At 65.9% G+C, this 13,355-nt stretch carries 12 protein-coding genes; 2 read left to right on the forward strand and 10 right to left on the reverse strand.

Annotated elements, in window-relative coordinates; translation table 11 throughout:
• Positions 1-29: 29 nt before the first annotated feature.
• Entirely contained in the window at positions 30-764 is a 735-nt protein-coding gene (locus DXK93_RS19970; protein ID WP_233564576.1) for a pilus assembly protein, read from the forward strand.
• A gap of 36 nt (positions 765-800) precedes the next feature.
• Here the strand turns inward: DXK93_RS19970 and ftsB are convergent, their stop codons facing one another.
• The 4 genes from ftsB to DXK93_RS19995 all read right to left on the reverse strand — a co-directional run bounded on the left by ftsB (position 801) and on the right by DXK93_RS19995 (position 4,714).
• Positions 801-1,214 (reverse strand): cell division protein FtsB, encoded by a 414-nt coding sequence (gene ftsB / locus DXK93_RS19975; RefSeq protein ID WP_119450951.1) that lies wholly within the window; start codon positions 1,212-1,214, stop codon positions 801-803.
• Between the two features lie 68 nt (positions 1,215-1,282).
• On the reverse strand, positions 1,283-2,569 hold the full coding sequence (gene eno, locus DXK93_RS19980; protein ID WP_054450719.1) for a phosphopyruvate hydratase: 1,287 nt from the start codon (positions 2,567-2,569) through the stop codon (positions 1,283-1,285).
• Positions 2,570-2,573: 4 nt separating this feature from the next.
• The gene (locus DXK93_RS19985; protein WP_013392289.1) at positions 2,574-2,858 is read right to left on the reverse strand and encodes a DUF1330 domain-containing protein; all 285 of its coding nucleotides are present in this window, start codon (positions 2,856-2,858) and stop codon (positions 2,574-2,576) included.
• A 203-nt stretch (positions 2,859-3,061) separates the two neighbouring features.
• Positions 3,062-4,714 carry a CTP synthase gene (locus DXK93_RS19995; RefSeq protein WP_054450715.1) on the reverse strand — a complete coding sequence of 551 codons (1,653 nt, stop codon included), beginning with the start codon at positions 4,712-4,714 and terminating at the stop codon, positions 3,062-3,064.
• A 268-nt stretch (positions 4,715-4,982) separates the two neighbouring features.
• Between DXK93_RS19995 and DXK93_RS20000 the strand changes: the two genes are divergently transcribed.
• The gene (locus DXK93_RS20000) at positions 4,983-5,936 is read left to right on the forward strand and encodes a hypothetical protein (RefSeq protein WP_233564577.1); all 954 of its coding nucleotides are present in this window, start codon (positions 4,983-4,985) and stop codon (positions 5,934-5,936) included.
• A 72-nt stretch (positions 5,937-6,008) separates the two neighbouring features.
• Here DXK93_RS20000 and DXK93_RS20005 read toward each other — a convergent pair whose 3' ends face one another.
• The 6 genes from DXK93_RS20005 to gsiB all read right to left on the reverse strand — a co-directional run bounded on the left by DXK93_RS20005 (position 6,009) and on the right by gsiB (position 13,332).
• Positions 6,009-7,799, reverse strand: a complete 1,791-nt coding sequence (locus DXK93_RS20005; RefSeq protein WP_119450953.1) for an aminopeptidase P family protein — start codon at positions 7,797-7,799, stop codon at positions 6,009-6,011.
• 14 nt (positions 7,800-7,813) lie between these two features.
• The gene (locus tag DXK93_RS20010) at positions 7,814-8,638 is read right to left on the reverse strand and encodes a M55 family metallopeptidase (protein ID WP_119450954.1); all 825 of its coding nucleotides are present in this window, start codon (positions 8,636-8,638) and stop codon (positions 7,814-7,816) included.
• A 20-nt stretch (positions 8,639-8,658) separates the two neighbouring features.
• Positions 8,659-9,753, reverse strand: coding sequence for a P1 family peptidase (locus DXK93_RS20015; protein ID WP_119450955.1), 1,095 nt, complete (start codon positions 9,751-9,753; stop codon positions 8,659-8,661).
• 108 nt (positions 9,754-9,861) lie between these two features.
• Positions 9,862-10,761: a glutathione ABC transporter permease GsiD gene (gsiD, locus tag DXK93_RS20020; RefSeq protein WP_054450707.1), complete on the reverse strand. Its 900-nt coding sequence runs from the start codon at positions 10,759-10,761 to the stop codon at positions 9,862-9,864.
• 7 nt (positions 10,762-10,768) lie between these two features.
• The gene (gene gsiC, locus DXK93_RS20025; protein ID WP_013392281.1) at positions 10,769-11,689 is read right to left on the reverse strand and encodes a glutathione ABC transporter permease GsiC; all 921 of its coding nucleotides are present in this window, start codon (positions 11,687-11,689) and stop codon (positions 10,769-10,771) included.
• Positions 11,690-11,778: 89 nt separating this feature from the next.
• Positions 11,779-13,332, reverse strand: a complete 1,554-nt coding sequence (gene gsiB / locus DXK93_RS20030; protein ID WP_119450956.1) for a glutathione ABC transporter substrate-binding protein GsiB — start codon at positions 13,330-13,332, stop codon at positions 11,779-11,781.
• Positions 13,333-13,355: the final 23 nt, after the last annotated feature.

Below are 13,355 nucleotides of genomic sequence, written 5' to 3' on the forward strand. Positions count from 1 at the left end.
CGGCCATGCCTGCGCCAGACTGCGCAGCCATGACCGCCTTTTTTCATGCTCCCTCCTGCCGGCAACGCGGCGCCGCCGCCATCGAATTCGCGGTGGCGGGCGCCGTGGTGCTGCTGCTGGGCCTGCTGGCGATCGAAACGGCCCGCTGGCAGGGCGTGCGCCAGATGGCCTATCTGGCGCTGATGGAGGCGGGACGCGCCGGCGCCACCGGGCACGGCGATCCAGCGCGCATGCGCATGGCCTTTCTGCAGGTCCTGCTGCCGCGGTACGCCGATGCGCAGGGCCAGGCCGGCGCACGCCGCCGCCAGGAAGACGAGCAAGCCGAGCTGGCTGCCATTTCGGGTACCCACCCCTGGCGCATCGAAGTCCTGCTGCCCGACGAGCAATCGTTCCGCGAACACGCCCGCCCGGATCTCAAGGTGCCCGCGGCGTCAGGCCTGCGCGCCATCGACAACGGCTACCAGGACCTGCAGCATGCGCGCCGGCCGCCGCAGCCGGGCGGCCAGACCATATTCCAGGCCAACACCTTGAAGCTGCGGCTGACCTATCTGCACAAGCCGTTGCTGCCACCCTTGCGGGCGCTGCTGGCCGCGCTGGGCTCCGATCGCGGCAGCTTTGCCGGAAACGCGCAGACCCGGGGCCTGTTGCCCCTGCGCATGGAACTGGAAACGGAGATGCATTCGCACCCGGTGGATTGGGCGCGCAGGACGCCGCAACCCGCCGGCATCGTGTACGGAGAGTGCCGCAGCGTGCGCTGCGGTTGAACGGAACGGGGAATGAACAGGAACGGCAGCCGGCGCTCAGTGCCGGGCGTTGGCCTGATTGGCGGGCTTGGGAGGCGTAGCCGCAGGGCGGACCGCCGGCGCGCTGGCGCGCGCGGGGGTGGCCGGCTTGGCCGCGGCGTCGGCAGCCAAAGAGGCGCCGCCAGCCGGGGCCGGGGTGTTCTGCGGCAGGATGTGCACGAACACCTCGCCGTCGCGCATCATGCCCAGTTCGCCGCGGGCGCGTTCCTCGATGGCGCCGGAGCCGCCTTCGAGGTCGCGCACTTCCGCTTCCAATGCGGCATTGCGCGCGCGCAGGCCTTCGTTGGTCTCGCGTTGCTCCGCCACCTGGCGTTGCAGATCCCAGACCTTGAACCACCCGCCCTTACCCAGCCACAGCGGGTATTGGATCAGGCCTAGCAGCACGAACAGCACCAGGAACAACAGGCGCATACGCGGGAACCCTCAGCAGTCGTGGCGTGGATGCGGCCCCGGGATTGCGCCTGGGGCCGCGCTTCTCATCAACGCAGGTTGTAAAAAGCTTCCAAGCCGGGATACGACGCGACTTCAGCCAGCTCTTCCTCGATGCGCAGGAGCTGGTTGTACTTGGCCATGCGGTCCGAACGCGACAGCGAACCCGTCTTGATCTGCATGGCGTTGGTCGCCACGGCGATATCGGCGATGGTGGAGTCTTCGGTTTCGCCCGAACGGTGCGACACGACGGCGGTGTAGCCGGCTCGCTTGGCCATTTCGATGGCGGCGAAGGTCTCGGTCAGGGTGCCGATCTGGTTGATCTTGATGAGGATCGAGTTGGCGACGCCCTTCTGGATGCCTTCGCGCAGGATCTTGGTGTTGGTGACGAACAGGTCGTCGCCCACCAGCTGCACCTTCTTGCCCAACTGGTCGGTCAGGAGCTTCCAGCCTTCCCAGTCGTTTTCGGCCATGCCGTCTTCGATCGAGATGATCGGGTACTTGTCGCACCAGGTGGCCAGCAGATTGGTGAACTCCTGCGAGGACAGCGAGATGCCGCCTTCGCCGGCCAGCGTGTACTTGCCGTCGCGGTAGAACTCGGAGCTGGCGCAATCCAGGCCCAGGGCGATCTGCGTGCCCGGCTCGTAGCCGGCTTCGGTGATGGCCTTCAGGATCAGCTGGATGGCGGCTTCATGGCTGGCCACGTTGGGCGCGAAACCGCCCTCGTCGCCCACTGCCGTGGACATGCCCTGGCCGTGGATCAGCTTCTTGAGCATGTGGAAGACTTCGGCGCCCCAGCGCAGGGCTTCGCGGAAGCTGCCTGCGCCCACCGGCAGAATCATCAGTTCCTGCAGGTCCAGCGTGTTGTTGGCGTGCGCGCCGCCGTTGATGACGTTCATCATCGGCACGGGCATGCTCATGGGGCCGCTGCCGCCGAAATAGCGGTACAGGGACAGGCCCGATTCGTCGGCGGCGGCGCGGGCCACGGCCATGGAGGCGGCCAGGATCGCGTTGGCGCCCAGGCGTTCCTTGGATTCGGTGCCGTCCAGCTCGATCAGGGTGCGATCGACGAAGGTCTGTTCCTGGGCGTCCAGGCCCATCAGGGCTTCCGAGATTTCCGTATTCAGGTTCTCGACGGCGCGCAGCACGCCCTTGCCCAGATAACGGCTCTTGTCGCCGTCGCGCAGCTCGATGGCTTCGCGCGCGCCGGTGGACGCGCCCGACGGCACGGCCGCGCGGCCCATGGCGCCGGACTCCAGCAGCACATCGCATTCGACGGTGGGGTTGCCGCGCGAATCCAGAATCTCGCGGCCGATGATATCGACGATAGCACTCATGACTTTACATTCCCTGAACGATAAACATATTCATGACAGCCGCGCCTTCGCGGGCATTGCGGGCGCGGCGGTACTGCCAGGAGTCGTAGAAAGCCTGGGCCGCGGTCATGGAGGGGAATTCCATGACGACGGTACGGCCAGGCTCACGGCCCTCGAGGTGCCTGGAATCGCCGCCGCGCACCAGGATCTTCGCATCGTACGCGCGCATTGCGAGCGTGGACAGACGCTTGTAGTCCTCGTACTGCGCGGGCTTGGTCACTGAGACGTCGGCGATGAGGTAGGCACTCATGGGATTCCTTCAGAGCAGTTGCGTTGGTTTTGGTCTGACGCCGGATACGGCGACGCCGCCAGTGTCGCGCAAGGCGGCCGGGCGACGCATATCCGATGCTAATTGGTTGTATCCGAAAGAAGCGCCGCCGTATAGGGCGGCGCTGAGGCGGCGGCCCGCGGTCCCGAAGATCCGCTTACGGAACTCCAGACCGCAGACGCGCATTACGCCTCCTGACCGCGGCGAGCCTTCTGCTCGATGGCGGCGCGGATATAGCTGGCGAACAACGGGTGGCCGTCACGCGGGGTCGACGTGAACTCCGGGTGGAACTGCACGCCCACGAACCACGGGTGGTCGGGCAATTCCATCATTTCCGGCAGGTTCTCGGTCGGCGTGCGGGCGCTGATCACCATGCCGGCTTCTTCCAGGCGCGGCACGTAGACGTTGTTGACCTCGTAGCGATGGCGGTGACGCTCGTTCACTTCGTCGCCGTAGATCGACTGCGCGCGGGTGCCCGGCTTGATCGGCACGCGCTGCGCGCCCTTGCGCATGGTGCCGCCCAGGTCGGACGACTGGTTGCGCTTTTCGACCTTGCCTTCGCGGTCCATCCATTCGGTGATCAGGGCCACCACGGGGTGCGGCGCCGAGGGATCGAATTCCGTGCTGTTGGCGCCGCCCAGGCCGGCGACGTGGCGCGCGAACTCGATCACGGCCAGCTGCATGCCCAGGCAGATGCCCAGGTACGGCACGCCGTTTTCACGGGCGTAGCGGATTGCGGCAATCTTGCCTTCGGTGCCGCGCTTGCCGAAGCCGCCCGGAACCAGGATGGCGTCCAGGTGCTTGAGCTGGTCGGTGCCGCGGGTTTCGATGTCTTCGGAGTCGATGTACTCGATGTTGATCTTCGAGCGCGTGTGGATGCCGGCGTGGACCAGGGCTTCCGTCAGCGACTTGTACGACTCGGTCAGGTCGACGTACTTGCCGACCATGCCGATGGTGAGCTGGTGCTGCGGGTGCTCCAGCGCCTCGACCAGGTTGTCCCACATGGACAGGTCGGCCGGCGGCGGGGTCAGGCCCAGCGCTTCGCAGACGATGTTGTCCACGCCCTGCGCATGCAGCATCGCCGGGATCTTGTAGATCGAATCGGCGTCCCAGACGGAGATGACCGCGTCCAGGGGCACGTTGGAGAACATCGAGATCTTGGCGCGCTCGTCGTCCGGGATGCGGCGGTCGGCGCGGCACAGCAGCGCGTTCGGGTAGATGCCGATTTCGCGCAGCTTCTGCACCGAGTGCTGGGTCGGCTTGGTCTTGAGTTCGCCGGCCGACGCGATGAAGGGCACCAGCGTCAGGTGCACGAAGGCGGCGTTGTTGCGGCCCATGCGCAGGCTCATCTGGCGGGCGGCTTCCAGGAACGGCAGGGACTCGATGTCACCCACGGTGCCGCCGATCTCGACGATCGCGACGTCCGTGTTGCCGTTCCAGGCGGCTTCGGCGCCGCGGGCGATGAAGTCCTGGATTTCGTTGGTGATGTGCGGAATGACCTGGACGGTCTTGCCCAGGTAGTCGCCGCGGCGCTCCTTGCGGAGCACGGATTCGTAGATCTGGCCGGTGGTGAAGTTGTTCACCTTGTGCATGCGAGCCGAAATGAAACGCTCGTAGTGGCCAAGGTCCAGGTCGGTTTCGGCGCCGTCTTCCGTGACGAACACCTCGCCATGCTGGAACGGGCTCATGGTGCCCGGATCGACGTTGATGTACGGGTCGAGCTTCAGCATGGTGACTTGCAGGCCACGCGACTCGAGGATGGCGGCGAGCGACGCAGCGGCGATGCCTTTGCCCAGGGAAGACACCACACCGCCGGTGACAAATACGTATTTGGTCATCGTAATGAGCACCCGGGACGAGCGGGCGCGTGCGGGAAATTTGGATTATAGCCGGGAGGCGGAGCTTATTTGGGTTTTCCCCTAGCTCCGGGGCGTAACATTTGGCAGCACTCGAATCGCCGAAAGGGGCATCGCCTTGTGTGGCGCGGCGCAGCGCCGTGCTATGTTCGATCCCTATTTTTTTGCTTGCTGTTTTTTCTCAACACTCCCGCTTCCGCCGATGACCGATCCCGCCCGATCCTCCTACTCGCTCGCCTGGCGCCTTGCGTTGACCGCAGTTTTCCTGCGGCTGGCTTACTCGGCGCTGGTCCAGTCGTACAGCCTGCTGGCCCTGCCCCAGTTCGAGCAAATGCAGGAGATGTACACCCAGCCGCAATTCCTGGCGCCGCTGCTGGTCCATATCGTCGCGGGCGCGGTGATCGCCGGATTGACCGCCTGGGGAGCCATGCGAGGCTGGCTGGCGCGCCATGACACCCAGGCGGTGACCGAGCCCCGCAAGCTGTTCGGCACCTTCATCGCGCTGTTTCTGCTTTACACCCTGGCCGTGGCGGCAGGCATCGCCTTCCTGCAGAACACGCTGATGCGCTTCGTCATGGACCACCGCGACGTGCTGCAGGAACGGCTCGGCTTCGGCATGATCGGGCAGTTTCTGGCCCTGAACATCATCACCAAGCTCGTGGCCATCGTGCTTGAGATCATCGGCATCTGCGTCATCGTGCGCATTGCCGCCTGGACCGTGCAGCCTGCGGGCCCGGCTGGCGGCCCCGCCTATGAACGGCGCCATGCCGCCTGGACTACCGCGCTGACCGTGCTGGTCTGGCAACTGACTGTTTCGATCTGGTTGGGCGGTTTCCTGCAGATGCAGGCTCAGGGCGCTGGCTGGACGGCGTACGCGCTGGGCTACCTGGTCCTGCCTGCGGCCCTGCTGGGGCTATGCACCCTGGTCTGCCTGAACATCCTGCCGCGCCCGATCGGCGCGGCCCGGTTCGGACGGGCCGTCGCCCACGGCACCATCGCCTTCTGGCTGGCGCAGGCGCTGGGCATAGGTTTGGGATTCCTGGCCGTCCGGGCGATGACCTGGGGACAACTGATGCGCGCGGCGGAGTCCCATGCGGCCGCCGGCCTGACGCTGCTGGCCTATGGCGCGCTGCTGGCCTTGGGCTGCCTGATCGGCAGGCTCGCACTGTATCCCCGCGCCAAGACGGCCACGCCGGCAAGCTGACCCGACTTCGCGCGAAGCAAAAGGCCGCGGGCATTGCGCCCGCGGCCTTTTTTCATGCACTCACGCAGCGGTTCAGATCGCGGCGGTGCGGCGCTCCAGCCAGGCCAGCGCCTCGCCTTCGACCAGCGGCGACAGGCGTTCGTACACCGTCTTGTGATAGTCGTTGAGCCAGGCGATTTCGTCGGCGCGCATCAGCGACGGCTCGATGCAGCGCGTGTCGATCGGGCACAGCGTCAGCGTTTCGAAGCACAGGAATTCGCCGAGTTCCGAGGTCAGCCAGGCGCGGTTGGCGACCAGGTTCTCGATGCGCACGCCCCAGCGGCCCGGGCGGTAGATGCCCGGCTCGTTGGAGGTGATCATGCCTGGCTCCATCGCCGTGTGCGGACCCGGCACGGCGCGGTAGGAAATGACCTGCGGGCCCTCATGCACGTTCAGGAAGTAACCCACGCCGTGGCCCGTGCCATGGCCGTATTCCGCGCCGCCTTCCCAGATAGGGGCGCGCGCAATGGCGTCCAGCATGGGCGAAGGCGTGCCGCGCGGGAACGAGGCGCGCGACAGCGCGATCATGCCTTTGAGCACCAGCGTGAAGTCCACCTTCTGGTCGGCGCTGGGCGAGCCCACTGCGACCACGCGGGTGATGTCGGTCGTGCCGCCCAAGTACTGGCCGCCGGAGTCGATCAACAGCAGGCCGTCGCCTTCGATGGTGGCGTGCGATTCCGGGGTGGCGCGGTAGTGCGGCATCGCGCCGTTGGCGTTGAAGCCGGCGATGGTGGCAAAGCTGGGGCAGACATAGGCCGGCCGGCGCGCACGAGCAGCGGTGATCTGCTCGTCGATGGTCAGTTCGGTGATGGTTTCATGGCCCAGCGCGCCTTCGAACCAGGCGAAGAACTCACAGAGCGCGGCGCCGTCCTGCGCCATGGCCTGACGCACGTTCGCCAGCTCGGCATCGGTCTTGCGCGACTTCAGCAGCGTGGACGGATTGATGGCTTCGATGCGCGGCACGGCCGGGTCCATCGCATGGAACACGCCGCAGGTCACGCGCGCCGGATCGATCAACAGCTTCTGATCGAGTTCCAGCGAGGCCAGCGCATCGGCGGCCTGGGCATAAGCGGCCACTTCCACGCCGTCGGCCGCCAGCACGGCGCGCAGGGCGTCGTCGATCTTGCCGTCAGCCACGAACAACGTGGCATGGTCCAGTCCGATCAGCGCGTGGCCGACGAACACCGGGTTGTAGTCCACGTCCGCGCCGCGCAGATTGAAGAGCCAGGCGATATCGTCCAGCGTGCTGATGAAATGCACGTCGGCGCCATGCGTGCGCATGGCGGCGCGCACCTGCGCCAGCTTGTCGGCACGGGTCACGCAGGCTTCAGGCGCCACGTGTTCATAGATGGCGGCGCCAGGCAGCCCGGCGCGCTCCTGCCAAATGTCTTCCAGCAGATCCTCGCGGATTTCCAGGACGGCGCCGGCCGAGGCCGCAGCCGCCGACAGGGCGCGGAAAGCGCCCAGGCCCAGCACCTGTCCGTCCACCCCGATGACCTCGCCCGCCTTGGCATTGGCCGCCAGCCAGTCCACATGGCCCGGCGTCGTGGCCAGCGCGATCTTCATCAACTGCACGCAGGTGCCGGCCAACTGGGCTTCGGCCTGCACCCAGTAGCGGCTGTCCACCCACAGGCCGGCGAAATCGGCCGTGACCACCAGCGTGCCGACCGAGCCCGTGAAGCCGGACAACCAGCGCCGTCCCTGCCAGCGCGCGGGCAGGTATTCGGACAGGTGCGGGTCCGAGGACGGAACGACATAGGCGGACAGGCCGCGGCGGCTCATGGCCTGCCGCAATTGGGCAATACGGGCGTCGGTGCTAGACATGGGGGATGGGATCCTTAGCGCAACATGAAAGACATGGCGGCCAGGCTGTTCAGCGTGCGGACGGCGGACTGCATGCTATCCGTGGTGAATCGCAAGGTCACGCCGTCCACGCGTTCCAGCGTGGGCCACATGCAGAACAGGTCGGCCAGGGCCGAGCTCTGCGTCTGCAACCGGCATTCTATAGGGGCGGGAATGCGGAAAGGAACTGCCGCGCCTTTCTTCAGATTGCGCACGGCGGTTTCCGCAGCGGCGGCGATCGCGCGGCGCGACGCGGCCGGCGACAGGGTCACGCCGCTGCCCTGCCCATGGGCCACCTTGGTCTGCACCCATTCGGCGCCCGGGAAGGTATCGCGGGTCTCCTCGATGAAGGCATCGTCGCCGGTGCCCAGGATGACGGGCACGCCCAACTCGCCCGCCAGCGCGCCGTACAGGCCGGCCTCGCCCAGCTCCATGCCGTTGATGAGCACGCGGGCGAAGGCGAAGCTGTTGATGGTGTGGGCCAGGATGCCGCGGCCCTGCGAACGCGAGTGGTAGCCGATCATGAAGACGGCGTCGCAGCCCTCTTCCAGGCCGCCCATCATGCCGAGGTAGCGCGGCTTGCCCAGCACCAGGCGGGCGCGCTCGTCCAGGCCGTCAGGCAGCAGGTTGCGAAAGCCGCCGTGCGAATCGTTGACCAGGATCTCTTCGGCGCCGCCAGCGATCGCGCCTTGCACGGCCGCGTTGGCCTCGGCGGTCATCCAGGCGCGGGCGCGCTCGTATTCGCCGTTGCCGGCGCGGACTTGTTCGGAATGAAAGACGCCGGCGACGCCTTCGATATCGGTGGAAATCAGGATCTTCATGGGATCAGCCTCGGAGGATTTCAGAATTCGGTTTCGGACAGCCACTGGCGCCACTGCGGCGCCGCGTCGCGGATCGCGGCGCGGTGGTTGCCGTCGCGCCCCGTCACGCCTTCGGCATGCCATAGCGCGGAAATGATGGCCTGTTCGCAGGCTTCGGCGGCGGCTTCGAACAAGGGATCGATGCGGGCCTCGTGCAGCATCGCCACCGCCGGCATGGGCTGCTCGGGTAGTTGCGGCACCGTATAGGCGGTGGAAAACGCCAGCGCGATGTCGCCGCTGCCATGGCCATACACCGAACCGGTGCGGGCCAGCCCCGCCCCGGCCCGCAGCGACAGGCGGCGCAACTGGCGCGAGTCCAGCGGCGCATCGGTCGCCAGCAGCAGGATGATGGAACCCTTCTCGGGCACGATGGCGGCGTTCTCGCCCGCCTGGGCGAGGCTGCTGTCCAGTTGCTGCGCCAGCCGGCGGCCGAAGGGCCTGCCCGCCACGGTCAGGTTGGGCAGGCGGCCGAAGTTCGCCAGCACCAACGCGCCAACCGTGTATTGCGGTCCGGCCTGAATGGATGCCAGGCGCGAGGCCGAGCCGATGCCGCCCTTGAACGAGAAGCAGGACATGCCCCGGCCCGCGCCGACGGCGCCCTGCTCGAACGGCTTGCCCGCGGCGGCCAGCGCCTCGGCGTAGTGCGATTCCTGCACCGCCAGCGCCTGGATATCGTTCAGATAGCCATCGTTGCATTCGAAGACCAGCGGATTGACGGTTGCCATGCCGCGACCAATGCCAGGGTTCGCGGCGACCGCGGCGCGGATCTGCGCATTGGCCACCGTACCCACGCCAAACGTATTGGTCAGCGCAATGGGCGTTTCCAGCACGCCCAGCTCCTGCACCTGAACCAGGCCGGTGCTCTTGCCGAAGCCGTTCAGCACGGTGGCGGCAGCCGGCACCTTATCCAGATAGGGATCGCCGGCATGCGGACGCACCACGGTTACGCCGGTCTGCAGCGGGCCTTCGGCCAGCGTACGGTGGCCGACGGCGACCTCGCCCACGTCGCAGATCGAATCCAGCGGTCCCGATGGCAGTACGCCGATGCGGGGGATGTCCAGCGCTTGTTTGTCCATGTTCGCTGCGTGTCGCCACGCTCCTGAATGTAAAACGCCGCCGCCCTGGGGCGACGGCGCAAAGATTCGCCCTCCACGCCGGCCCTCCGGGGAGGGCCGGCGGCAGGATTACTTGCGGTCGATCTTGGGATCGAGCGCGTCGCGCAGGCCGTCGCCCAGCAGGTTGAACGCGAGCACCGTGAAGAAGATCGCCAGCGCCGGGAAGATTGCCACGTGCGGCGCGATCACCATGTCGGCGCGCGCTTCGTTCAGCATCGCGCCCCACTCCGGCGTGGGGGGCGAAGCGCCCATGCCCAGGAACGACAGGCTGGCCGCGGTGATGATCGAGGTGCCGATGCGCATCGTGCCGTAGACCACGATCGGCGAGATCGTGCCGGGCAGGATGTGGCGCATGATGATGGTCCAGTCGGACGCGCCCACGCTCTTGACCGCTTCGACGTAGGTCATCTGCTTGATCGACAGCGTGTTGCCGCGCACCAGGCGGGCAAACGCCGGCACGCTGAACACGGCCACGGCCACGATCACGTTGACCATGCTGGAACCCAGGATGGCGACCACGCCGATGGCCAGCAGCATGCCGGGGAACGCCAGCAGCACGTCGGAGATGCGCATCGTGATGCGTTCCCACCAGCCTTCGTAGTAGCCCGCCATCAGGCCCATGAAAGTGCCGACGACGGCGCCCATGGCGACGGACAGGAAGCCTGCGGCCAAGGAGATGCGCGCGCCCATGATGATGCGGCTGAAGATGTCGCGGCCCAGCGAGTCCACGCCCAGCCAGTGGGTGGTGGAAGGTCCGGCGTTCAGGGCGTCGTAGTCGAAGAAGTTCTCCGGGTCGAACGGCACGATCCACGGCGCGAAGACCGCGACGACGACGAGCAGCAGGACGAAGATGCCCGCGCCGACGGCGAGCTTCTGCTTCTTGAATTTGCGCCAGAACTCGGTGGCGGGGGTGCGCACGTCGTTCTTGGGAGCGGCGGCGATGGTCGTGGCGGGTGTCGTATTGCTCATGGCCGCCTCACTTGTAACGGATGCTGGGATTGATGACGCCATAGAGCACGTCGACAATCAGGTTGATCAGGATGAATTCCAGCGAGAACAGCAGCACCAGGCCCTGGATCACCGGATAGTCGCGCTGGGTCACGGCGTCCACCAGCAGGCGGCCGAGGCCGGGCCAGTTGAACACGGTCTCGACCACGATGGAGCCGCCCAGCAGGAAGCCGAACTGCAGGCCCATCATCGTGACGACGGGAATCAGCGCATTGCGCAGCGCATGCTTGATCACGACGCGGCGCTCGGTCAGGCCCTTGGCGCGGGCGGTCCGCACGAAGTCTTCCTGGATGACTTCCACGAAGGAAGCCCGGGTAAAGCGCGCCATCACGGCCGCCACGGCGGCGCCCAGCGTGATGGACGGAAGTATGTAGTGTTGCCAGGTCGAGGCGCCCACGGTAGGCAGCCAACCCAGATTCACGGAGAAGACCTGCATCAGCATCATGCCCAGCGCGAACGCGGGGAACGAGATGCCGGACACCGCCAGCGTCATGCCGAGACGGTCGGGCCAGCGATTGCGCCATACCGCCGACACGATCCCGATGATCATGCCGAAGGTCACTGACCACACCATGCTGGCGAGCGTGAGCCACAGGGTAGGCATGAAACGGTCGGCGATTTCGGTCGAGACGGGGCGCTTGGTACGCAAGGAGGTACCCAGGTCGCCTTGCAGCATGTGGCTGAAATAGCGCACGAACTGCTGCGGCAGCGGCAGATCCAGTCCCAGTTCCTTGCGCACGAGCTCGACGGTCTGCTGGTCGGCCTCCTGGCCCGCGGCCAGTCGCGCCGGGTCGCCCGGAAGCATGTGCACAAACAGGAACACGACCACGGCTACCAGCAGCAGCGTGGGGATCATGCCCAAAAGACGTTTGACGATGTAGGTCAGCATTGAAATTCCTGCAACATCGGCGGGGACACCGCGCCCCCGCCGTATGTGGCCTTACAGGGGCGACTAGGCCCCGAGAGTTACTGCCAGATTTACTGCTTCAGATCGATGTCGCCGAACCAGAACGAGGTGTCCGGCTCAACGTACACGCCCGACAGGTTCTTCGACTTCACGTACAGGTTGTTCTGGGTCACCAGGAAGGCCCACGGGGCGTCCTTCCAGATGGTTTCCTGAACGTTCTTGTAGATTTCGGTCTTCTTGGCGCGGTCGGTCGTGGCCAGGGCTTGCTGGATGCCATCGTCCACCGACTTGTTCGAGTAGTACGACACGTTGTTGAGCACCGGCGGGAACGCGGCGGTGGTCAGCAGCGGACGCAGGCCCCAGTCGGCTTCGCCGGTCGAGGACGACCAGCCGGCGTAGTACATGCGGACCTTGGCGTCTTCAGGCTTCTGCACCTGTTGGACGCGCTGCACACGCTGGCCCGATTCCAGCACTTCGACCGACACCTTGATGCCGACTTGCGCCAGTTGCTGCTGCAGGAACTGCACCACCTTCACCGAGGTGCCGTCGTTATAGGCGGACCACAGCTGGCTTTCGAAGCCGTTGGGGTAGCCGGCTTCGGCCAGCAGGGCCTTGGCCTTCTTGATGTCGTACGGCCACGGGCCGGTCTTGTGCGCGTAGTCCACGCCTTGCGGCACGACGCCGTCGACGATGGTGGCATAGCCCGAGAAAGCGACCTTGGCCAGGGCTTCCTTGTTGATGGCGTAGTTGATGGCTTCACGCACCTTGACGTTGTCGAACGGCTTTTGCTGCGTGTTCATCGACAGGTAGCGCGCCATGATCGAGTTGTGGTGATCGACCACGTCCAGCTTGTCGTTCTTCTTCAGCACGGCGGCCTGCTCGAACGGCACCGGGAAGGCGAACTGCGCTTCACCCGTCTGCACCACGGCGGCGCGGGTGTTGTTGTCCGTCACGGTACGGAAGGTCAGGGTGTCGACCTTGGGGTAGCCCTTCTTCCAGTAGCCGTCGAACTTCTTGACCTTCAGGTATTCGGCCGGCTTCCATTCGACGAATTCGAAGGGACCGGTGCCCACGGGGTGGAAGCCGATTTCCTTGCCGTACTTGGCCAGCGCGGCGGGCGAGATCATCATGGCGGCCGGGTGGGCCAGCGCGTTGATGAAGGCCGAGAACGGCTTCTTCAGCGTGATCTTGATGGTCATCGGGTCGACCACTTCGGTCTTGTCGATGACGCTGAACTGGATGTAGCGCGACAGGCGGTTGTCCGGATTGGCCGGACGGTCGAAGTTGATCTTGACGGCTTCGGCGTTGAAATCGGTGCCGTCATGGAACTTCACGCCGGGACGCAGCTTGAAGGTGTAGACCAGGCCGTCTTCGCTGACGGTGTAGTCGGTGGCCAGGACCTTCTGGACCTTCAGGTCCTTGTCGAACTCGAACAGGCCTTCATAGTAGGCCTTGCCGGCCGCCTGGTTCAGCGTGCTGTTGGTGTTGTACGGATCGAGCGTTTCCAGCGCGATGGAGACGGCGAACGTCACGTCCTTGGCGGCATGCGCCAGCGGCGACGCGATCACGCCGAAGGCCAGCGCAGCGGCGGCCATCAGTTTGGTGGGGCGCAGAACTTTCATCATTGCAACTCCTGGTTCCAAAAAGG

The organism is Achromobacter sp. K91, assembly GCF_003576205.1.
GTDB classification, from domain to species: Bacteria; Pseudomonadota; Gammaproteobacteria; order Burkholderiales; family Burkholderiaceae_B; genus Achromobacter; species Achromobacter aegrifaciens.